Origin of the sequence: Sphingomonas nostoxanthinifaciens, assembly GCF_019930585.1 — a bacterium.
In the GTDB taxonomy this organism is placed as follows: Bacteria; Pseudomonadota; Alphaproteobacteria; order Sphingomonadales; family Sphingomonadaceae; genus Sphingomonas_I; species Sphingomonas_I nostoxanthinifaciens.
The window spans coordinates 75,163-96,462 of sequence record NZ_CP082839.1 but is presented as its reverse complement, the minus strand read 5'-3'; the positions used below and the strand labels follow the sequence as shown (position 1 = coordinate 96,462).

The following is a 21,300-nucleotide window of genomic DNA, read 5'->3' as shown; positions in this document are numbered from 1 at the left end:
CCCGCGGGATCACATTCCCGGCTGTTGCGGCATCCCGCCGGGCATGCCCTGCGGCATCGGCATGAATTCGTGCATCGTCACTTCGAACACGAGCACCGAATTGGCGGGGATCGGGCCGGTCTCGCGCTCGCCATAAGCGAGCTGCGGCGGCAGCCAGAAGCGGTAGCGCGAGCCCTTGGGCATCAGCGTCAGCGCCTCGGCGAAGCCCGGTACGACCTGCCCCAGCGGCATCGCGACCGGCGAACCCGGCTTGGAGGCGTCGAACTGGGCGCCGCTGATGAGCGTGCCCTTATAATCGACCAGAGCCACGTCGGCGAGCGTCGGGGTGGCGCCAGTGCCAGGCTTCAGCACCTCATATTCGAGGCCGGAGGCGGTGGTCTTGATGCCGTGATGCTTGGCGTTGGCGGCCATGAACTCGGCCGGCGGCATCGACATCATCACGACCTTGCGGCTCGCCGCCCACGCGCCGAAGCTGCCGACGCCGACCAAGGCCGCGACACCGATCCAGAGCGCCACGACCCCGCTCTTGCCGACAGGACGAAGCGGAACGGCGGTGACTTCGGACATTCTGGGCCTTCCGGCGATACGTCGAGGAGGCCCCCGCTAGAGCGGGAGCAGGCCGGACGCAACCGCGCCCGGCCGGGACCGGATCTTACCGGGCCTGATCGCGCTCGGCGCGTTTGCGCTCGAGCTTACGCGCGCGGCGGATGGCGGCGGCACGCTCGCGCGCACGCTTCTCCGACGGCTTCTCGTAATGACGGCGCAGCTTCATCTCGCGGTAGACGCCCTCGCGCTGCAGCTTCTTCTTGAGCGCGCGCAGGGCCTGGTCGACATTGTTATCGCGAACGATGATCTGCATAAATCTTCAACTTCTCCGCAAGAGGCCGACGCGTCCGCCGGCATCGCATGATTGATTGACGCCGCAGGCAGTGCCGGCGTCGGGAAGCGGGGCCCCTATCAAAGCACCGCCGATTCGACAAGCCTCATCCGAACCGGAAGGCGGAGACCGTCCAGCCGATCACATGATCGCGGAATGCGTGGGTGGCGGGGTCGTCGCCGCCCGCGCCCAGCGCCACCATCAGCGGCAGCAGATGCTCCTCGCGCGGATGGGCGTAGCGCGCCTCGGGCAGATCGGCCCACGCCGCGATCCGCTCGCGCCGGCGCGCCGGATCGGCATCGGTCGCCGCCGCGGCCAGCGCGGCGTCGAACATGTCGGCGCGCGCCTGCGCGCTGCCGTCGCGCGCGCGCATGTTGTGGAAGCTCATGCCCGATCCGACGATCAGCACGCCTTCCTCACGCAGCGGCGCCAGCGCGCGCCCGGCGGCGATGTGCGCGGCCGGATCGAGATCGTGGCGAAGCGAGAGCTGCGCGGTCGGGATGTCGGCCGCGGGATCGACCACCATCATCGGCACGAACACGCCATGATCCCAGCCGCGCGCCGCCTCGCGCCCGGTCGCGAAACCCGCATCGCCCAGCAGCGCCGCGGCGCGATCCGCCAGCGCGGGCGCGCCCGGCGCGTCCCAGCGCAGGCGATAGGTGTGCTCGGGAAAGCCATAATAATCGAACAGCAATTCGGGCCGCGCGCCGCTGTGGACGGTGAAGTCCGCTTCCTCCCAATGGCCGGACACGATCAGGATCGCCTTCGGCCGCTCGGGCAGCGAGGGCAGGATCGCGGCGAGATGATCGCGCATGCTCGCCCACATCAGCGGGCACGAGCCGTCCGGATTGAGGAAGAAGCAGGGGCCGCCCCCGTGGGGCACATAATAGGTCGGCAGGGTCATGCCGACCGAGATAGGGGGCGCACGCCGGCTGCCAATGCGCTAATCCGGAAACATGATCGGCAAGTTTCGGCAACGATGACCCGCTTCACCGTCAATGACGAGCCCGTCCACTACAAGATGGATCCCGCGACCCCTTTGCTGTGGGCGCTGCGCGACGCATCGAACCTGACCGGCACCAAATATGGCTGCGGCGTCGGCCAGTGCGGCGCCTGCACGGTGCATGTCGACGGCGTTGCCCGCCGTTCATGCCAGGTGACGATCGGCGCGATCGAAGGCAGCTTCGTCACCACGATCGAGGGGCTGACCGACGATCGCTCGCATCCGGTGCAGCAGGCGTGGGTGGCCGAGAGCGTGCCGCAATGCGGCTATTGCCAGTCGGGGATCATCATGGCGGTGGCGGCGCTGCTGGCGCACACGCCCGATCCCAGCGACGCGCAGATCGACGCGGCGATCACCAACCTGTGCCGCTGCGGCACCTATCCGCGCATCCGTCGCGCGATCCACCGGGCAGTCGCTGCGGCGCGCGAGCCGATCGCCGCCGCGCCCCCGCCCGACATCGACCCCGCCGATGCGGCAGCGGCGGTGCCGGCGCTGACCCCGCCAAAAAAATGATGGCCGATTCCTTGCGGGGAAGAAACGATCGGGCCGTCTTTGCTTTCTGAACGCTGACGGACCAATTCAGCACGCACTCACGCGTGGGCGCCGAAAAGCGGACCGTTCGCCGATGGGCTTCCTGTCCACGGTTGCGAGGAGGATGAGCATGAACAGGGTTCGGATCGCGCTGCTGGCGGCCGCCGTAATGGCAGGCGCGCCGGGAATGGCGCTGGCGCAGGATCATGGCCAGCCGGGCGATCACCCCGGCGGCGGCAATGGTGGTGGCAACGGTGGCGGCGATCATCATGATGGCGGCCCGCAGGGCGGCGGCGCACCGCAGGGACAGGGCCAGCACGGCCAGCCGCAGGGACAGCCGCAGCCACAGGGCCAGGGCCAGGGCCGTCCGGACAATCACGGCAATGGTGGCTATGGCCGTCCTGGCGGCGGCCAGCAGGGCATGCAGGATCGTCGCTTCCAGGGGCAGGGGAATGGCCAAGGCGGTTGGCAAGGCAACGGCCAGGGCAACTGGCATGGTGGCGGCCAGAATGGCGGCATGCCGCAGCCGGGCCAGCCGCCGCGCCCACCCGAGCCGCCGCGGGGCGACAATGGCCGTGGCGACAATAACCGCGGCGATAACGGGCACGGCTTCGGCGATCGCGGGCCGGGCGGTCCGAACTTCCCCGGCGGTCAGGGCGGCTATCGCCCCGCCCCCGGCACGAACGGCCAGTGGCATGGCGGCCCCGGTGGCAATGGCGGCAATTATGGCCGGCCCGGCGGCGGCCCCGGCTTCACCCCCGGCCGTCCGGAGTGGCGCAACGACCGTCGCTACGATTGGCAGGGCTATCGCAACACGCATCGCGATATCTTCCACGCCCCGCGCTACGTGCCGCCGCGCGGCTATGGCTTCGGTTATCGCAGCTTCGGCGTCGGCAACCGGCTCGCGCCCTATTTCTACGCGCAGGATTACTGGCTCGACGACCCGGCCTTCTACAGCCTGCCGCCGGTCTACGGGCCCTATCGCTGGGTGCGTTATTATAACGACGTGCTGCTGGTCGACCTGCGCAGCGGCGCGGTGGTCGACGTGATCCGCGGCTTCTTCTTCTAGAGGTTGGTAGCGTAGCGTCCGGGCTCGGGCGGGCAACCGTCCGGGCCCGTTCGCGCGCTTACTTCGCCAGCCGGCCGAACGGCAGCAATGTCTTGGCGAGTTCGGCGGCGGCGTGGCCGTCGCCGGCGCGCAGCGGCACCAATAGCTGCTCCGCCGCGCGGCGGGCGATGCGATCGAGCGGCGTCGGCGTCGCGCCCTGCAGCGCGAGCTGCGCCGCCTGGGTCGCGCCGGCGACGTTGCCGTTGTCGAGCCGGATGCGCATCAAGGCGGCGATCCCCGGAAAGAAAGCGCGCCCACGCCCGAGTGCCACGGCGCGATCCAGCGCGGCGGTGCCGGTCGCCGCCTTCGCGCCGATCGCGACCCCGGCGAGGAACGGCCCGAGATCGGCGATCGCATCGAGATGCCAGCCGGCGAGCAGGATCTGCGCCTCGGGATCGTTGGGGTTCGACGCCGCCAGCGTCTCGAACAGGTGCCGCGCCGCCTTGGCGTCCTTGGCGTTGCGGGTCAGCTTGGCGCGATAGCCGATGCCGGCGGCATATTGAATCTGCGCGTCGCGACTATGGGCATCGGCGGCGAGCAGCACGTTGGCGGCGGTGATCGCCTGATTGACCTCGGCCAGCGCCACATTCTTGTCGGTGGTCTGAAAGGCGGCCACCGTCAGCGTCTCGCGCGGCGAAGCTGCGGCGGGCACGGCGACGACGAGCATGCCCGCCGCCGCGATGCCGGCGAGGGCACCTCTCATTGTCTTTATCATCCCCTCCAAGCGCCCGGTACGTCGAAACGATCCCGCCGCGCGATCAGGCGCCGACCGCGGCAAGCGCGTCGGCGATCAGCCGGCGGCTATTGTCCAGCCCGTAGAGCGCGATGAAGCTGCCCATGCGCGGGCCCTGATCGGTGCCCAGCAAGGTCTCGTAGAGCGCCTTGAACCAGTCGCGCAGTTTCTCCTGCCCGTAGAACGTCTTGCCGACTTCATAGACCTCGTTCTGCGCGGCGGCGGCGAGATCGTCGGTCGCCCCCAGCGCGGCCAGCCGGCTGTCGAGCGCCGCCAGCGCCTCCACCTCGACACCCGTCGGCGGCCGGCGCTGCAGCGTCGGCGCGACATAATCGCGATGATAAGCGAGCGCGTGGCCGATCAGCGCGTCGAGCGCCGGGTGATCGACCCCGGGGCGATAGGCGCGCAGATACTCCCACATCACCGCTCGATCGGCCTCGCCGATCACGCCGACCAGGTTGAGCAACAGCCCGAACGTGACCGGCAGCGGCGGGTGCGGCGGCGGCCCGCCATGGATGTGATGCACCGGATTGCCGAGCCGCTGCGCCACCGTCTGGCCGGCATAATCGGCCGCCGATTTCCAGTAATCGTCGATCGCGCGCGGGATCACGCCGATGTGAAGCTGCTTGGCACGCTTGGGCTCGCGATAGGCGAAGTAAGCGAGGCTTTCGGGCGGCCCGTAGGTCAGCCACTGGTCGAGGCTCAGGCCGTTGCCCTTCGACTTGGAGATCTTCTCGCCATGCTCGTCGAGGAACATCTCGTAATTGAAGCCCTCGGGCGGCTTGGCGCCGAGGATGCGCGCGATCTTCGACGACTGGATCACCGAATCGATCAGATCCTTGCCCGCCATCTCGTAATCGACGCCCAGCGCCACCCAGCGCATCGCCCAGTCGACCTTCCATTGCAGTTTGGCGGCGCCGCCCAGCGCCGATCCGGTCATCGTCTCGCCGTCATTCGGGTCGGTCCAGCGGATCGTGCCTGCCGCCGCATCGACCACCTCGATCGGCACCTGCAGTACCACCCCGGTCTTGGGATCGACCGGCAGCACCGGCGAATAGGTCGCCTGCCGCTCCTGCCGCAACGTCGGCAGCATCACGCCCATGATCGCATCGTAATGTGTCAGCACCGCGCGCAGCGCGTCGTCGAAGCGCCCGGCGGCATAGCATTCGCTCGCCGAGAGGAATTCGTATTCGAAGCCAAAGCGATCGAGGAAGGCGCGCAGCATCGCGTTATTGTGGTGCGCGAACGATTCGTGCGTGCCGAACGGATCTGGAATGCGCGTGAGCGGCTTGCCGAGATTGGCCGCGAGCAGCGCCTGGTTGGGCACGTTGTCTGGCACCTTGCGCAGCCCGTCCATGTCGTCGCTGAACGCGATCAGCCGGGTCGGCACGTCCGACAGTTCGGCGAAGGCGCGGCGCACCATCGTCGTGCGCAGCACTTCGTTGAAGGTGCCGATATGCGGCAGGCCCGACGGGCCATAGCCGGTCTCGAACAGGACATGGCCCTTCGCCGGCGCGCCATCCGGATAGCGCGCGAGCAACTTGCGCGCCTCCTCATAGGGCCACGCCTTGGAGGCGAGCGCGGCGTCGCGAAGCTCGTTTGCCATCTGTTCCCGTATCACTTAGAAAGAACACTGGCCTTTATGGGAGCGCCGGAGGCGTGGGAAGCCTTTCCCGCGCCGTGGTGCGAGTCGGAGGGACCGCACCATGGCGTCGATCGAGATCCTGCCGCCCGAAACCGGCCTGCCGACGCGTTACGCGCGGCGGCTTGATCGGCAGGCGGAGCAGATCGGCTATGTCGCCCGCCCCGGTTTGCGCGCCTTGCCGTCGGGATCGCTGACGATGGTCGCGTTCGCCGGCCTGCAGGTCTGGACGCTCACCATCCTGTTGTGGGCGATCTGGTGGCCGGCGCCGCGCAGCCGTGGCGACTGGACCTTCTCGCTGATCTGCACGACGGTGCTGGCGGCACTGGTGATGGGCGTGATCGGGCTGCTGCTGCGCAAGTTTCCCGGCTTCCTGCTCGCCGTCCTCCGCTCGCCCTTCATCCGCCTGACCGTCACCGACCGGCGCATGCTGTGGACATTGCCGTGGGGCCGCGCGCCGCTGATGGAGATCGGGCGCGAACGCATCATGGGCGGCATCCTCGGCCCGGTCGACCGCAAGGGCGCGGGCAGCGCCGCGGTGATGCTGGTGCCCGGCGACCCGAGCGCCGACATCGACGGCAACATCCACTTCGATCGCCTGCCCGACGCCGCCGCCTTCGTCGCCGCGGTGCGGGGATGTTAGCGGCCCGCGCGCTTCTCCTCGCGCCGTCATCCCGGACCCGATCCGGGATCCAGCTTCCTTTTTCCCCCGGCAGAAAGCGGGGCCCCGGATCAATCCGGGGCGACGACGGAAATTAGGTCCGACTTGACACCATCGCCGGGGCAGGCACTCTCCGCGCCAGCCACGAAGATGGCCCAAGGAGAGTCCCCGATGCCCGATCCGGTGCCCGCCGTCCTACCCGCCAATCCCGCCGCGCTCGGCCTCGTCGGGTTCGGCCTGACGACCGTGCTGCTCAGCCTCGTCAATGCCGGCGTGCTGCCCGAGGGCGGGGAGCCGGTGGTGGTGCCGCTGGCGCTTGCTTATGGCGGGCTCATCCAGATCATCGCCGGGCTGTTCGAGTTCCGCGTCGCCAACACCTTCGGCATGACCGCCTTCCTCAGCTACGGCGCCTTCTGGTGGTGGTTCGCCTTCCTGCTGATCTTCGCCCATACCGGCGTGATCGACATCTCCAAGGCGGGGCCGACCGTGGGCGTGGCACTGCTGCTGTGGGGCGTGCTGACGCTCTATCTGTGGATCAGCACCTTCCGCATGGCGCGCATCATCTTCCTGATCTTCCTCACCTTGTGGCCGACCTTCCTGCTGCTGGCGCTCGGCGCGATCACCGGCCAGCACGGGCTGACGCAGCTCGGCGGCTGGCTGGGGCTGGTGTGCGGCGCGCTCGCGATGTTCGGCAGTTTCGCGATCGTCACCAATGCGGCATGGGGCCGCGCGGTGATCCCGATGGGCGCGCCGATCCTGCGCTGAGGCGTGACGGCGGCACGGCTCGCGTTCCCGGCCCGTTCTGGCAAAGCCCGGCGGGGAATGGCATAAGCCGGCCATGGCCGCCCCGTATTTGCCCGCGCTGCACGCGACGCATGCCGGCCTGTGGCTGGCGGATGACGACGGTGTGCGCGCGATCGGGCGCGGCGCGGCGGTGGCGCAGGTCTCCGCCACGCCGACCCTGATCCTCAACGCGCCGCTCGTCGCCGCGCGGCTCGGCCTCGCCGAGGTTTCGGGGCTCGACCTGCTCGAGCTCTACGCCTTCGTCCACCCGGCGCGCTTCGCCGTGCCGACGCCCGCCGGCCTCGCCCGCGCGCTGGCATTGGCGCCGCCTGCCGACGATGCTGCCGCCGCCGAATTCCTGCGCGAAGCCGCCGCCGCCTTGCTCGACACGCTCGGCGATCCCGCCTGGCCCGAGCGTGAGGGGGCGTGGACCGCGCTGCAGGGGCTCGGCCGGCTGCGCTGGCCGTGGGCATCGCTCGTCGCCCCGCTGATCGCCCAGCCCAAGCAGGCCGAGCGCTGGCTCTTCTCCAAGCTGCCGCAATGGGAGGATGCGCCGCCGCGCCCCGATCCGCATCCCCTCCGGCTGGACGAGGCCGCGACGCTCGATCGCCTCGCGCAGCTGGTCGGTCAGGGTGCCGAGCCGCGCGAGGGCCAGCGCGCTTACGCCGCCGCCGCCGCGCGCGCCTTCGATCCGCGCCTCGCCGCCGGGCGGCCGCATCTGCTGCTGGCCGAGGCGGGGACGGGCATCGGCAAGACGCTCGGCTATCTCGCGCCCGCATCGCTCCACGCGGCCGAGGCGCGCGGGACGGTGTGGATCTCGACCTATACCAAGGCGCTCCAGCGCCAGCTCGCCGCCGACAGCGCGCGGCTGTTCCCCGACCCCAAGGAGCGGCGCGAGAAGGTGGTCGTGCGCAAGGGGCGCGAAAACTATCTCTGCCTGCTCAATCTGGAAGATGCGCTGCAGGGCGGCTTCCAGAACCGGGCGGCGGTACTGGCGCAGCTGGTCGCGCGCTGGGCCGCCTTCACCCGCGACGGCGACATGATCGGCGGCGACCTGCCCGGCTGGCTGCCGACCCTGTTCCGCCGCGCCGGCTCGACCGCGCTCACCGACCGGCGCGGCGAGTGCGTCTATGCCGGCTGTCCGCATTACCGGAAATGCTTCATCGAGCGCGCGGCGCGCGCCTCGGAAGGAGCCGACATCGTCATCGCCAACCACGCGCTGGTGATGCTGGTCGCCGAGCGCCGCCGGCTGGAGGGCAATGCGCTCCAGCGGATCGTGTTCGACGAGGGCCATCACCTGTTCGACGCGGCCGATTCGACCTTCTCGGCCGCGCTGACCGGGCAGGAGGCGATCGAGCTGCGCCGCTGGATCCTGGGGCCGGAGGCGAAGGCGCGCGGGCGGCGGCGCGGACTGTCGGCACGATTGCTCGACGTCGCTTCCTATGACGAGGAGGGCGCGCGCGCGATCGAGGCGGCGAGTGCTGCCGCGCGCGAGCTGCCGGCCGACGGCTGGCTCGGCCGGCTGGCCGAGGCGCTGCCGCTCGGCCCGCTGGAGACGTTGCTGAGCGCGGTGCGCAGCACCGCTTATGCTCGCGCCAGCGCCGCCGATGCCGGCTATGCGATCGAGACCGCCGCCGCCGAGCTCGACGCGCCGTTGATCGAGGCGGCGCAGCCCGCCGCCGAGGTGCTGGAGGCATTGGTGCGCCCGCTGATGCGGTTGCGCGCGCGGCTGCAGGCGGTGATCGAGGATGCGCCCGACTGGCTCGACGCCGCGGCGCGGGCGCGCGTCGACGGGGCGATCTACGGCCTCGCGCATCGCACCGCGATGCTCGGCGGGTGGATCGCGCTGCTGACGCGCCTCGGCGGCCCGGCCGATCCCGATTTCGTCGACTGGCTGGCGGTCGAACGCGTCGAGGGGCGCGAATATGATATCGGGCTGCACCGCCACTGGCTCGACCCGACCCGCCCGCTCGCCGAGGTGGTGGTGAAGCCCGCGCACGGGCTGATCGTCACCTCCGCCACATTGCGCGGCGGCGGCGACTGGGATGTGGCCGAGGCGCGCAGCGGTGCGGTCCACCTCGATCATGCCGCGATGCGCTTCGCAGCACCCTCGCCGTTCGATTATGCCGCGCAGGCCGAGGTGCTGATCGTCACCGATATCAAGCGCGGCGACACCGCCGCGCTCGCCGGCGCCTATGCCCGGCTGATCGAGGCGTCGGGCGGCGGCGCGCTCGGCCTGTTCACCGCGATCGCCCGCTTGCGCGCGGTCCATGCGCGCATCGCCGATCGGCTCGCGCACGAAGGCCTGCCGCTCTACGCCCAGCATGTCGACCCGATCGACACCGGCACCCTGGTCGACATCTTCCGCGACGATCCGCGCGCCTCTTTGCTCGGCACCGATGCGCTGCGCGACGGGGTCGACGTGCCCGGCAAATCGCTGCGGCTGGTGGTGATGGAGGGCGTGCCGTGGCCGCGCCCGACCGTGCTGCACGCCGCCCGCCGCGCGGCCGGCGGCGGCACCGCTTATGACGACCGCATCGTCCGCGCGCGGCTTGCGCAGGCGTTCGGGCGGCTGATCCGCCGCGCCGACGACCGGGGCAGCTTCGTCCTGCTGTCGGCGGCGACGCCGTCGCGGCTGCTCGATGCCTTTCCGGCGGGCGCGCCGGTGGTGCGCCTCACGCTCGACGAGGCGGTGGCGCGCGTCGCATCGCGGCTTTCGCCCGCGCCCGCTTTGCGGCATCTAGGGGCCGCTGAGGAACGATCGGGATGAGGATGAAGCGGCTCACGCTCCTGCGCCATGCGAAGTCGGGCGAGGATGCCGAGGCCGCGCGCGATTTCGATCGCCGCCTGAACGCGAAGGGCAAGCGCGCCGCGCGCGCGATCGGCCGCTATCTGCGCGAACATGATCTCGCCTTCGACGCCGCGCTCGCCTCGCCCGCGCAGCGCGTGGCCGAGACGATCGAGGAGGTCGGCGCCGGCTATGGCGCCCCGCTCGACCCGCGGTGGGAGAAGCGCATCTATCTGGCGAGCGCCGACGAACTGCTCGACCTGCTGCGCGATGCACCGCCCGCGGCCGAGCGGCTGCTGCTGGTGGGGCACAATCCGGGGCTGGAGGATCTGGTGCTGCTGCTCGCGGCGGGCGGCGAGGCGCGCGATACCGTGGCCGTGAAATATCCCACCGCCAGCCTCGCCGAGATGGAGCTCGACATCGATCGCTGGGCCGATGTCGATGCGGGCAGCGGCCACCTCGTCCGCTTCGTGCGCCCGCGCGATCTCGATCCGCAGCTCGGGCCCGATTACGAATAGCTGCGCGGCGGGCTGGATTGGGCGGCCGGCACGACCTACCTGTCGGCCATGACGCTCAGCAACGCTTTCGCCGCTACTGCCACCGTGCCGACCGAGCAGGGCAGCCGCTACCTCCAGCAGGTGTGCAAGCATTGGTCGCACAACCTCGCGGTCGAGTTCACGCCCGAGCACGGCACCGTGGTGTTCCCGCACGATGCTCGCGGCGCGAATCATCCGGGCGACGCGATCGTCACCTTCGATGCCGCGCCCGACGCGCTGATGGTGCGGATCGAGGCGACATCGGAGGAACAGCGCGACGGATTGAAGGGCGCCGTCGCCCGCCATCTCGACCGCTTCGCCTTCCGCGAGGCGCCGCTGCCGTTCGACTGGGCCGACGGCTGATCGCTCAGGCGGCGACCGGCTGGGGCTGCTCGCGCGGCGCGATATCGCCCTGCCCGGCGCGTTGCAGCAGCCGGTTGATGTAATCCAGCTTGGCGACGATCTTGTCCGACAGGTGGAAGGGGTAGAGGTCGGGCTGCCCCATGCTGCGGTTGATCGAGTTTTCGGCAAAGGCGAACGGGCCCCATTCCGACACCAGCGCATGCGTATCGGCATGATACGGATCGAAGTCGACCGCCGGCTGCTCGTCCATCCCCGGCCACTTGGTCATGCGCATGCCGAAGCCGTCGATCGTCGCCAGCGCGTCGATGATGTGGAGCAGGTGGGCGAAGGTTTCGGCGAAATCCTCCCACGGATGCATCGTCGCATAGGACGAGACGAAATCGTCCGACCAGCCGCCGGTGCCGTCGCCATAATGCTGCGACTTGGCATCCTCGTAGCTGATCCGCTCGTCGCCGAAGAGCGCGCGGAACGCCTCCACCTCGGCGGTGCCCTCGATCAGCCGCGCCCAGTAATAATGGCCGACTTCGTGACGGAAATGGCCGAGGATAGTGCGATAGGGCTCGCCGAGCGAGGTGCGCATCCGCTCGCGCTGGACGTCGTCGGCCTCGATCAGGTTCAGCGTGATGAGCCCTTCCTCGTGGCCGGTCGTGATCTGGACGGTGCCGGTCGCCTCGCCCTGCGGATCGTAGAGGAAGTCGAAGGTCAGGCCGGGCGCGGTGCCGTTCGCCTCGGCCTCCGCCTCGGTCTCGATCGGCAGATTGAGGTGGAGCAACGTGTGGAACAGCCGGCGCTTGGCCGCCTCGATCTTCGCCCAGCGCTCGGGCACGGTCGGCCCGGTCAGATCGGGAATCGTGCGGTTGTGGCGACAGGCGAGGCATAGGGGCTGGTCGCCCACCGCCGGCACCAGCCAGTTGCATACGGCAAATTCGTTGTTGTTCTGGCACACGACCACGTCCTGCTCGGTGCCGTCGGCATCGCGCCACGTCGTCGCATTGTCGCCGAGGAAGAGGAATCGGTCGCTCGCCGGGTCGAAGCCCAGCGTGAAGCTGCAGTTCGGGCAGACCCGCACCTCGAAATGGTTCAGGCGCCCGCAATTCGGGCACGAATATGGTTTCATGGCGATGTCCTGAAGAATGTCGTCGGTCGATTTGCCCGTGAAACGCGGCTAGGGCCGCTTGGTGCCACTTTCCTCTTGTGGAAACGCGCGGCGCTCCGCATCTCACGCGCGATGGCAGATCCCTATTCGACCCTGGGCGTGGCACGCAGCGCCGACGAGGCCGCGATCAAGAAGGCGTATCGCAAGCTCGCCAAGGAGCTGCATCCCGATCGCAATCAGGACAACCCCAACGCCGCGGCGCGCTTCTCCGAGGTGACGGGCGCCTACGACCTGCTGACCGACAAGGACAAACGCGCGCAATATGATCGCGGCGAGATCGACGAGCAGGGCAATCCCAAGGCACCGTTCGGTTTCGGCAGTGCCGGCGGCCATGGCGGCTTTCGCGCGACGCGCGGCGCGCCCGGCGGCGGCGAGTTCGATTCGGGCAGCGCCGATTTCAGCGATATCTTCGAAGGATTGTTCGGCGGCGCGCGGCGGCAGGCCGCGGGCGCTGGCGGCGGCTTCAGCGGATTCGGTGGCCGCCAGCGTGCCCCCAAGGGTGCCGACGTCGCCTATCGCCTCCCGGTCGATTTCGACGATGCCGCCGCGCTCAAGCCGCAGCGCATCACGCTGTCGAGCGGCAAGACGATCGACCTGAAGCTCACCGCGGAGGGCGTCGCGGGCACCGCGATGCGGCTGGCGGGCCAGGGCGAGGAAGGGCTGGGCGGCCGCGGCGATGCGACCGTCACGATCGAGGTGAAGCCGCATCGTTTCTACACGCGCGACGGCGACGACGTGCGGCTCAACCTGCCCGTGCGGCTGGACGAGGCGCTGCTCGGCGCGAAGGTGAAGGTGCCGACGGTCGAGGGCGCGGTGATGCTGTCGGTGCCCGGGGGCTCCACTTCGGGCAAGGTGCTGCGGCTGAAGGGGCGCGGCTTCCACCGCCGCGACGGCACGCGCGGCGATCAGCTGATCACGCTGATGATCGATGTGCCGAACGACGATGCGGAGCTTCGGACGTTCGTCGAGGGTTGGACCGCCGAGCGCGACCGTAATCCGCGCGCCGCGTTGGGCGTCTAGCGGCCGGCGCTCCCCGGCCGATCGGAGCGCACATGCACGACGCCTCGCCCATCTCGCCCGAGGAACGCGCCGGGCATGGCAATCCGCAGGCCCTCGCCGCGCTGAGCCTGCCGCGCCGCGCGTGGGAGATCGTGCGGCGCGTGGTGGTGGGCGTCTATGCCGATGGCTTCATCCACGCCGGCAACCTCGCTTACCTCGCCCTCGTGTCGCTCTTCCCCTTCTTCATCGCGACGGCGGCGCTCGCGCACGGGCTGGGGCGCGGCGCCGACACGACGATGGCGGTCGACAGCTTCCTGCGCGAATTGCCCAAGAGCGTGCGCGAGCTGCTGCGTCAGCCGATCACCGACGTGCTGGCGCAGCGCACCGGCTCGCTGCTGTGGCTCGGCGGGTTGCTCGGGCTGTGGACCACCGGCAGCTTCATCGAGACGATCCGCGATATCCTGCGCCGCGCCTACGGCACGCAATCGACCAAATCCTTCTGGCGCTATCGCATCGGCTCGACCGTGCTCATCATGGGCGCGGTGGTGGCGACCTTGATCGCGTTCAGCCTGCAATTGCTGCTGACCGGCGTCGAGGAATTCGTCGCGCGGCTGCTGCCCGTGTCGGACGAGGTGATCGGCTGGATCGGCTGGTCGCGGCTCGCGCCGGCGGTCGCTTTGTTCGGCGCGCTCTACCTGATCTTCTTCTCGCTCACCCCCAGCCGCTATCGCGAGGTGGGCTGCCTCAAATGGCCGGGCGCGATGTTCACGGCCCTGTGGTGGGTGCTGGCGACGACCGCGCTGCCGGCGGTGCTGGCGCAGCTCGGCGGCTATGATCGCACCTATGGCAGCCTTGCCGGGGTGATCGTGGCGTTGCTGTTCTTCTGGCTGGTCGGGTTCGGGCTCGTCATCGGCGCGCATCTGAACGCGGCACTGGCGGAAACCCCATCGAGCGCGATAAGGGGGCCGCACCAGCCAGCGGAGGGATGATGGCGGGATTGATGCAAGGTAAGCGCGGGCTCATCATGGGGCTCGCGAACGACAAGTCGTTGGCATGGGGGATCGCGAAGGCCCTGCGTGCGCAGGGTGCGGAACTGGCGTTCAGCTATCAGGGCGAGGCGCTGGCCAAGCGCGTGCGCCCGCTGGCGGAGCAGCTCGATTCCGATTTCCTGATCGACTGCGACGTGTCCGACATGGCCGCGCTCGACCAGACGTTCGCGACCCTGGCGGAGCGCTGGCCGACGATCGACTTCGTCGTCCACGCGATCGGCTTTTCGGACAAGAGCCAGCTGCGCGGGCGCTTCTACGACACGACGCTCGACAATTTCCTGATGACGATGAACATCTCGGCTTACTCGCTGGTCGCGGTGGCGCAGCGCGCGCGCGCGATGATGCCCAATGGCGGCTCGATCCTGACGCTGACCTATTATGGCGCCGAGAAGGTGATCCCGCATTACAACGTGATGGGCGTCGCCAAGGCGGCGCTGGAGACGAGCGTGAAATATCTCGCGGTCGATCTCGGGCCCGACAATGTCCGTATCAACGCCATCTCGGCCGGCCCGATCCAGACGCTGGCGGCGCGCGGCATCGGCGACTTCAACTACATCCTCCGCTGGAACGAGCTGAACGCGCCGATGCGCCGCACCGTGACGATCGAGGATGTCGGCGGCTCGGCGCTCTATTTGCTGTCCGATCTTTCGTCGGGCGTGACCGGCGAGATCCACCATGTCGACGCCGGCTACAACGTGATCGGCATGAAGGCGGAAGACGCGCCGGATATCGCGCTGGCGTAACTTGGCCCCTCTCCCTGCAGGGGAGAGGAAGGGGCCCATGCGGAGCATGGGAAGGTGAGGGGATGCAGCGCCCAAGCGATCCAGCAGCGCTTGCGCGGGTGCGGGCCATGCGCCGCTTTTCGACCGATGCCGAAGCCATGTTATGGACTTCCTTGCGCAGCCGCAGGTTAGCCGGTGCCAAGTTTCGCCGGCAGGTCTGGCTTGGCCAATATATCGCTGATTTCTATTGTGCCGAGGCGCGGCTGGTCGTCGAGGCGGACGGTAGTCAGCACTTTGATCAAGCTGATTATGACGAGCGGCGACGCGCGTGGCTCGAACAGGAAGGTTTTCGGGTGATCCGTTTCTGGAACAACGAGGTGCTGACGCAGCGGGAAAAGGTGCTCGCTGCGATCGGCGACGCCCTCACCCTCCCACCGCCCTTTGGGCGGCGGGCCCCTCCCTCTCCCCTGCAGGGAGAGGGTAGATGAGCGTCAACAGTTTCGGGCGGGTTTTCCGCTTCACGACATGGGGCGAGAGCCACGGACCGGCGCTGGGGGTGGTGGTCGACGGCTGTCCGCCGGGCCTGCCGCTGGTCGAGGGCGACATCCAGCCGTGGCTCGACAAGCGCCGGCCGGGCACGTCGCGCTTCACCACGCAGCGGCAGGAGCCCGATGCGGTGCGCATCCTGTCGGGCACGTTCGAGGGCCAGACGACCGGCACGCCGATCAGCCTGATGATCGAGAATGTCGACCAGCGCTCGAAGGATTATTCGGAGGTCGCGGTCGCGTATCGCCCCGGCCACGCCGACTACGCCTATGACGCCAAATATGGCCTGCGCGACTATCGCGGCGGCGGACGATCCTCGGCACGCGAGACGGCGGCGCGCGTGGCGGCGGGCGCGGTCGCACGCGCCGTGATCCCCGAGGTGCGGATACGTGCCTATCTGGTCGAGCTCGGCGGCGACGCGATCGATCGCGCGGCGTTCGACGATGCGGCGATCGACGCCAACCCCTTCTTCTGCCCCGATCCCGCCGCCGCTACGCGCTGGGAAGCGATCGTCGATGATGCACGCAAGGCGGGCTCGTCGGTCGGCGCGGTGGTGGAATGCGTCGCCTATGGCGTGCCGGCGGGCTGGGGCGCGCCGCTCTACGCCAAGCTCGACGGCGAGCTGGCTGCAGCGCTTATGTCGATCAACGCGGTCAAGGGCGTCGAGATCGGCGACGGCTTCGCCGCGGCGCGGCTGACCGGCGAGACCAATGCCGATCCGATGCGGCCGGGCCCCGACGGACGCCCGATCTTCCTCGCCAACCATGCCGGCGGCGTCGCTGGCGGGATCGCCACCGGCCAGCCGGTCGTGGTGCGCTGCGCGCTCAAGCCGACCTCCTCGATCCTGACGCCGGTCGAAACGATCGGCCGCGACGGGCAGGCCGCCGAGATCCGCACCAAGGGCCGTCACGATCCGTGCGTCGGCATCCGCGCCGCGCCGGTGGTGGAGGCGATGGTCGCGCTGGTACTGGCGGACCAGAAATTGCTGCACCGCGCCCAGACGGGCCGCTGAGCGCGGCCCCGGAAACCGCCGTCATCCCCGCGCAGGCGGGGATCCATTTGTCGAGCGGTTGCTACAAACGGGCACCGGCCGCGCGAATGGATTCCCGTCTGCGCGGGAATGACGGATTGAACGATCCTATTCCTGCGGCGGCGGGGGCGGCGGCATGTCGCCACCGGGGCCGCCGGGACCACCAGGCCCGCCCGGCCCACGCCGATGCATCATCGCCGCCATCGCAGCACGCCGCTCGTCGGCGGTGATCGTGCCGTCATGGTTGGTGTCGAGCCGGTCGAACCACGCCGCCGCGGCGGTCTGCGCCTCGGCCAGCGTCACGCGACCATCGTTATTGGCGTCTGCCATGGCGAAGATGCGGTCGACCGGCATCATGCCCATCCGGCCTGGCCCACCCATCGGGTCACCCGGCGGAGGTGGCGCCTTGCCGTCCTTGCCGTCCATCGGCGGCGGGCCGTGCGGATGCGCGCTGTCGAACTCGCCGCGCGACAATTCGCCGTCGTGATTCGCGTCCATCGCCGCGAACTGATGATCGCGATGCTCCTTCATCCGCTGGCGCATGCGCGCGTCGCGCGCGTCGACCAACTCGCCATGCGTCACCGCGCCGTCATGGTTGAGGTCGGCCTCGGCGAAACGCTGCTGGACCTCGGCCATGAACGCGGCGCGCGTCAGCGGCGGCGGCGCGGGGCGATCGGCGCCCCATCCCGCCGCCGGCTGGCCGCCCGGCGGCGGCGCGTCCTGCGCGATCGCGGCCGTGCCCGCCATCATCGCCAGCAGGGCGACACCCCCCACGAATCGCTTCATCATCGTCTCCTCGGCGGCCGGAACGCCGCATATTGCGCCCCTGCCACGCGGATGTTGCTCCCGTTCGTCGGCGCCGCAGCGATGTTGCAGCCTCGACAAGCGGCACGATCGCTGTTGACGCTCGGCCCCCAATGCCGCCAAGGGCGCGCGCGACCCCCTTCGGAGACCGATGATGAGCGAGATCAAGCGCGTGGTGCTGGCCTATTCCGGCGGCCTCGACACCAGCGTGATCCTGAGGTGGCTGAAGGACACCTACGATTGCGAGGTCGTCACCTTCACCGCCGATCTCGGGCAGGGCGAGGAGCTGGAGCCGGCGCGCAAGAAGGCCGAGCTGATGGGCGTGCGTCCCGAGCATATCTTCATCGACGATCTGCGCGACGAGTTCGTGCGCGATTATGTGATGCCGATGATGCGCGCCAATGCGCTGTACGAGGGGCTGTACCTGCTCGGCACCTCGATCGCGCGACCGCTGATCGCCAAGCGCCAGATCGAGATTGCCCGCCAGGTCGGCGCCGATGCCGTCAGCCACGGCGCGACCGGCAAGGGCAACGATCAGGTCCGCTTCGAGCTCGGCTATTATGCGCTGGCGCCCGACATCAAGGTGATCGCGCCGTGGCGCGAATGGGATCTCACCAGCCGCACCCGCCTGATCGAATATGCCGAGGCGCACCAGATCCCGGTGCCCAAGGACAAGCGCGGCGAGAGCCCGTTCTCCACCGACGCGAACCTGCTGCACACCTCGTCCGAGGGCAAGGTGCTCGAGGATCCGTGGGAGGAGGTGCCCGACTATGTCTACTCGCGCACCAACGATCCCGAGAGCGCACCCGACGTGCCCGAGATCATCACGATCGATTTCGAGCGCGGCGATGCGGTCGCGATCAACGGCGAGGGCTATGGCCCGGCGGCGCTGCTGGCGAAGCTCAACGATCTCGGCAAGCTGCACGGCATCGGCCGGCTCGATCTGGTCGAGAACCGCTTCGTCGGCATGAAGAGTCGCGGCATGTACGAGACGCCGGGCGGCACCATCTATCATCTCGCGCATCGCGGGATCGAGCAGATCACGCTCGATCGCGGCGCGGCGCATCTGAAGGACGAGCTTGCGCCGCGATATGCCGAGCTGATCTACAACGGCTTCTGGTTCAGCCCCGAGCGCGAGATGCTGCAGGCGGCGATCGACCACAGCCAGGCGAAGGTCTCGGGCACGGTGCGGCTCAAGCTCTACAAGGGCGGCGTCCATGTCATCGGCCGCAAGTCGCCGAACACGCTCTACTCGGAGAAGGTCGTGACGTTCGAGGACGATCAGGGCGCCTACGACCAGCGCGACGCCGCCGGCTTCATCAAGCTCAACGCGCTGCGCCTGCGCCTGCTGGGCCGCCGCGACCAGCACTGAGCTCTGCCCGTCGACCGGACGTCACCCCAGCTGCGCTGGGATGACGGAGAGTGGCGTCAGTAAGGCTCGGGCTTCGACCCCTTTGGGTCGAGCGCCCAGCGGTAGATGCGCTCGATCACGCGCGCCTTGGCCGCCCAGGTGAGGTTCGCCTCCACCCAGGCATGGCCGCGCTCGGCGGCGGCCTGCGCACGCGCCGGATCGTCGGCGAGTGCGAGCAATGTGCGGCTGAGTTCGGCGACGATCGCCTCGCGGCTGCCGAGCGGCAGCGCGATGCCCCGCCCGTCCGCCACCAGCTCGCCCGGACCGCCATAATCGACCACGATCGCCAGCAGGCCGAGCGCCATCGCCTCCAGCACCGCGCCGCCGCCGAACTCGCGCACGCTCGGGAAGACGAACCAATGGCTCGCGCGCGCCATCGCCTGCACGCGATCATGCTCGACCCAGCCATGGAAGCGCACCGCGTCGCTCACGCCCTCGCGCTCGGCCAGCGCGCGCAGCTCGGCCATCATCGGCCCGTCGCCGATCATGTCGAAGGTCGCGCGGCCGGCGCGTAGCAGCGGCAACGCGGCGGCGAGCGCCATATCCGGCCCCTTGTAAGGCACCAGCCGGCCGATGAAGCACAGCCCGATCGGCTGCGCGGGATCGATCGGCTTGGACGGGGTCAGCGCGAATCGCGCGGGATCGATGCCGTTTTCGGGCACGAAGATCGTCCTGGCGCGCGTGCTCGCGGGCAGCTCGGCCGCGGTGTGGCGCGATCCGGCGAGGATCACGCGCGCCGCCGCCAGCGTGGCGCGATAGCCCGGCAGCAATTTATACGCGCCGCGCACGTAGGAGAGCCATTCGCGCTCCTTGTGCCGCTCGCTGTTGAAGCCCTTCGGCCATGGCAGCCCGCCGTTGAGCGGCCCCAGCACGAACGCCGCGCCGGCCCGCGCCACCTTGGGCGCGATCGGGCTGGGGCTGGTCGGCGAGAGCGGGGTCAGGCGATGGACGACGTCATAGCGCCCCGCGCGAATCGCATCGCCGAACTGGCGCCACACCAGCCGCTCGAAATAGAAATAGGTCAGGCTCGCGAGTGCGGAGATGGTGGTCCAGCCCTTGCCCGCGCCACCGCGCAGCAGCGTGGTCGCGCGCCATGCGAGCTTCGCGACCTTTTCCGAATCGATCGCCGTAAAATCCGTGCCCTCGACCAGCCCGGCGCGCAGGAAGGCGTCGCGGTTGCGGATCTGCGTGACGATGTGCACGTCGGCAACCGCACGCAGCGCATCCGCCTGCGACCAGCCGACCAACGGCACGCTCACCCATTCGGGATTGGCCGCCTCGGCTATGACGAGCACCCTAAGCCTCTGCGCCATCCTCATCCCCTCGGGCCGTTTCCCCGTCTGTGCCCGGAGCCTGCGCAAAACAAAAGGGGCGGAGCCTTGCGGCCCCGCCCCCTATGCGAGCACTCGGTTGAGCGATCAGTTGCTGGCGGTGCGCACCAGCGCCGACTTCGGCGCGCGGTAGGCGACGTTCTCGCCGTCATAATTGCCCGAGACGAAGCCGTTGCGGACGTGCAGCGAGAAGGTGCGGCCGCTCTGGACTTCGCGGCCCTGGATCAGCTGCTCGCCATTCTGCTGGCTGACGTCGGCGACGTAGCGGACGCCGTCACGGACGAAATCGACGGTGGTGCCGGCAAGCGCCGGGGCGGCGACGAGGGCGGCGGCAGCGAGGACGAATACATGCTTGGTCATGGCAATCTCCGGTCTGGGTTGCCCTCTCAAGAGTTTATGTTTTGGTGCGCTGCAACATATGTCGTGCTGCATCCGCGAAGGCGAATGAGAAACGGGAGCGCTAACATGCATCGGGCGCAACCATGCGGTTGCGCCCAGCGCCTTCTTCATTCCATCTAACGTAAGGCAGGCTCGGCTCGACGCCAGCGGGCTGTTCAGCGGCCTCGGCTAAGCTCGTCGACCTCGCCCATGATTGTGTTCAGCGCATCGGACTGGCTGACGGGGTCGTCGCGACGCGACGGCAGCTTGCCGCCGCTCATGAGCTGTTCGAGCGCCACGCGCCCGCGTGCCACGCGGCTCTTGATCGTGCCGACGGCGCATCCGCAGATGTCGGCAGCCTCTTCATAGGCAAAGCCGCCCGCCCCGACGAGGATCAACGCCTCGCGCTGCGGTTGCGGCAAATGGAGCAACGCGCGCTGGAGATCGCCCAGATCGACATGCCGTTCCTGGCTCGCCGGCGCGGCGAGGATGCGGCTGGCGGTCAGATCGTCCCACTCGCCCTTGAAGCGCGCGCGCCGCATCTGGCTGAGGAACAGGTTGCGCAGGATGATGAAGGTCCATGCACGCATGTTCGTGCCGGCCTGGAACCGCTTGCGCGCCGCCCACGCCTTGAGCAAAGTTTCCTGCACCAGATCGTCCGCCAGATCGCGATTGCCCGACAGCGATCGACCGAACGCGCGCAGGTGCGGGATCACCCGACCGAGTTCGATACGGAATTCGTCATCCGACAGCGAGACGTGAACGGGCGCCTCGGTCGATTCGTGGTCCGTGTCGTCGTCGGTGGTATCAGTCATCAAATTCGCGACTCCGGCCGGACGGATAAAGCCG

23 protein-coding genes are annotated in these 21,300 nt (G+C 69.2%); 13 read left to right on the top strand and 10 right to left on the bottom strand.

Annotation, left to right across the window (positions count from 1 at the left end):
• Positions 1-9 precede the first annotated feature (9 nt).
• From K8P63_RS00455 to K8P63_RS00445, 3 genes are all read right to left on the bottom strand, one after another.
• Positions 10-567, bottom strand: coding sequence for an FKBP-type peptidyl-prolyl cis-trans isomerase (locus tag K8P63_RS00455; protein ID WP_223797935.1), 558 nt, complete (start codon positions 565-567; stop codon positions 10-12).
• A gap of 85 nt (positions 568-652) precedes the next feature.
• The gene (gene rpsU / locus K8P63_RS00450) at positions 653-859 is read right to left on the bottom strand and encodes a 30S ribosomal protein S21 (RefSeq protein ID WP_223797934.1); all 207 of its coding nucleotides are present in this window, start codon (positions 857-859) and stop codon (positions 653-655) included.
• 124 nt (positions 860-983) lie between these two features.
• Positions 984-1,781: a DODA-type extradiol aromatic ring-opening family dioxygenase gene (locus tag K8P63_RS00445; protein ID WP_223797933.1), complete on the bottom strand. Its 798-nt coding sequence runs from the start codon at positions 1,779-1,781 to the stop codon at positions 984-986.
• A gap of 75 nt (positions 1,782-1,856) precedes the next feature.
• Between K8P63_RS00445 and K8P63_RS00440 the strand changes: the two genes are divergently transcribed.
• Complete coding sequence (locus tag K8P63_RS00440; protein WP_223797932.1) at positions 1,857-2,393, top strand: (2Fe-2S)-binding protein; 537 nt, start codon at positions 1,857-1,859, stop codon at positions 2,391-2,393.
• 148 nt (positions 2,394-2,541) lie between these two features.
• Positions 2,542-3,480 carry an RcnB family protein gene (locus tag K8P63_RS20695; RefSeq protein WP_263282667.1) on the top strand — a complete coding sequence of 313 codons (939 nt, stop codon included), beginning with the start codon at positions 2,542-2,544 and terminating at the stop codon, positions 3,478-3,480.
• Between the two features lie 58 nt (positions 3,481-3,538).
• On the opposite strand, the gene K8P63_RS00430 is transcribed toward K8P63_RS20695, so the two are convergent.
• Positions 3,539-4,222 carry a hypothetical protein gene (locus K8P63_RS00430; protein WP_223797931.1) on the bottom strand — a complete coding sequence of 228 codons (684 nt, stop codon included), beginning with the start codon at positions 4,220-4,222 and terminating at the stop codon, positions 3,539-3,541.
• Between the two features lie 55 nt (positions 4,223-4,277).
• Entirely contained in the window at positions 4,278-5,858 is a 1,581-nt protein-coding gene (locus K8P63_RS00425; protein WP_223797930.1) for a lysine--tRNA ligase, read from the bottom strand.
• A 100-nt stretch (positions 5,859-5,958) separates the two neighbouring features.
• Here K8P63_RS00425 and K8P63_RS00420 point away from each other — a divergent pair, with 100 nt between their 5' ends.
• The 5 genes from K8P63_RS00420 to K8P63_RS00400 all read left to right on the top strand — a co-directional run bounded on the left by K8P63_RS00420 (position 5,959) and on the right by K8P63_RS00400 (position 11,025).
• The gene (locus tag K8P63_RS00420; protein ID WP_223797929.1) at positions 5,959-6,537 is read left to right on the top strand and encodes a hypothetical protein; all 579 of its coding nucleotides are present in this window, start codon (positions 5,959-5,961) and stop codon (positions 6,535-6,537) included.
• A 189-nt stretch (positions 6,538-6,726) separates the two neighbouring features.
• Complete coding sequence (locus K8P63_RS00415) at positions 6,727-7,320, top strand: acetate uptake transporter (protein ID WP_223797928.1); 594 nt, start codon at positions 6,727-6,729, stop codon at positions 7,318-7,320.
• Positions 7,321-7,393: 73 nt separating this feature from the next.
• Positions 7,394-10,108, top strand: a complete 2,715-nt coding sequence (locus K8P63_RS00410; protein WP_223797927.1) for an ATP-dependent DNA helicase — start codon at positions 7,394-7,396, stop codon at positions 10,106-10,108.
• 2 nt (positions 10,109-10,110) lie between these two features.
• The gene (locus K8P63_RS00405; protein WP_223797926.1) at positions 10,111-10,644 is read left to right on the top strand and encodes a SixA phosphatase family protein; all 534 of its coding nucleotides are present in this window, start codon (positions 10,111-10,113) and stop codon (positions 10,642-10,644) included.
• 48 nt (positions 10,645-10,692) lie between these two features.
• Positions 10,693-11,025 (top strand): DUF2218 domain-containing protein, encoded by a 333-nt coding sequence (locus K8P63_RS00400; RefSeq protein WP_223797925.1) that lies wholly within the window; start codon positions 10,693-10,695, stop codon positions 11,023-11,025.
• A gap of 4 nt (positions 11,026-11,029) precedes the next feature.
• Here K8P63_RS00400 and K8P63_RS00395 read toward each other — a convergent pair whose 3' ends face one another.
• Entirely contained in the window at positions 11,030-12,142 is a 1,113-nt protein-coding gene (locus K8P63_RS00395) for a zinc-binding metallopeptidase family protein (protein ID WP_223797924.1), read from the bottom strand.
• Positions 12,143-12,253: 111 nt separating this feature from the next.
• Here K8P63_RS00395 and K8P63_RS00390 point away from each other — a divergent pair, with 111 nt between their 5' ends.
• The 5 genes from K8P63_RS00390 (at position 12,254) to aroC (ending at position 16,509) form a co-directional block, all read left to right on the top strand.
• Positions 12,254-13,201 carry a DnaJ C-terminal domain-containing protein gene (locus K8P63_RS00390; protein WP_223797923.1) on the top strand — a complete coding sequence of 316 codons (948 nt, stop codon included), beginning with the start codon at positions 12,254-12,256 and terminating at the stop codon, positions 13,199-13,201.
• A gap of 32 nt (positions 13,202-13,233) precedes the next feature.
• A complete protein-coding gene (locus K8P63_RS00385) occupies positions 13,234-14,169 on the top strand; it encodes a YihY/virulence factor BrkB family protein (protein WP_223797922.1) in 936 nt (311 codons plus the stop codon).
• A complete protein-coding gene (gene fabI, locus K8P63_RS00380) occupies positions 14,169-14,972 on the top strand; it encodes an enoyl-ACP reductase FabI (RefSeq protein WP_223797921.1) in 804 nt (267 codons plus the stop codon). The genes K8P63_RS00385 and fabI overlap by 1 nt, the downstream gene beginning before the upstream one ends.
• A gap of 107 nt (positions 14,973-15,079) precedes the next feature.
• Complete coding sequence (locus K8P63_RS00375) at positions 15,080-15,439, top strand: endonuclease domain-containing protein (protein WP_263282666.1); 360 nt, start codon at positions 15,080-15,082, stop codon at positions 15,437-15,439.
• Complete coding sequence (gene aroC / locus K8P63_RS00370) at positions 15,436-16,509, top strand: chorismate synthase (protein WP_223797919.1); 1,074 nt, start codon at positions 15,436-15,438, stop codon at positions 16,507-16,509. Before K8P63_RS00375 ends, aroC begins: the two co-directional genes overlap by 4 nt.
• 126 nt (positions 16,510-16,635) lie before the next feature.
• Here aroC and K8P63_RS00365 read toward each other — a convergent pair whose 3' ends face one another.
• On the bottom strand, positions 16,636-17,313 hold the full coding sequence (locus tag K8P63_RS00365; RefSeq protein ID WP_223797918.1) for an EF-hand domain-containing protein: 678 nt from the start codon (positions 17,311-17,313) through the stop codon (positions 16,636-16,638).
• A gap of 172 nt (positions 17,314-17,485) precedes the next feature.
• On the opposite strand from K8P63_RS00365, the gene K8P63_RS00360 reads away from it, so the two are divergent.
• On the top strand, positions 17,486-18,703 hold the full coding sequence (locus K8P63_RS00360; protein WP_223797917.1) for an argininosuccinate synthase: 1,218 nt from the start codon (positions 17,486-17,488) through the stop codon (positions 18,701-18,703).
• Between the two features lie 56 nt (positions 18,704-18,759).
• Here the strand turns inward: K8P63_RS00360 and K8P63_RS00355 are convergent, their stop codons facing one another.
• The 3 genes from K8P63_RS00355 to K8P63_RS00345 all read right to left on the bottom strand — a co-directional run bounded on the left by K8P63_RS00355 (position 18,760) and on the right by K8P63_RS00345 (position 21,266).
• On the bottom strand, positions 18,760-20,055 hold the full coding sequence (locus tag K8P63_RS00355) for a glycosyltransferase family 4 protein (protein ID WP_223797916.1): 1,296 nt from the start codon (positions 20,053-20,055) through the stop codon (positions 18,760-18,762).
• Positions 20,056-20,160: 105 nt separating this feature from the next.
• The gene (locus tag K8P63_RS00350; RefSeq protein ID WP_223797915.1) at positions 20,161-20,433 is read right to left on the bottom strand and encodes a hypothetical protein; all 273 of its coding nucleotides are present in this window, start codon (positions 20,431-20,433) and stop codon (positions 20,161-20,163) included.
• Positions 20,434-20,627: 194 nt separating this feature from the next.
• Entirely contained in the window at positions 20,628-21,266 is a 639-nt protein-coding gene (locus tag K8P63_RS00345) for a sigma-70 family RNA polymerase sigma factor (protein ID WP_223797914.1), read from the bottom strand.
• Between the last annotated feature and the right edge of the window lie 34 nt (positions 21,267-21,300).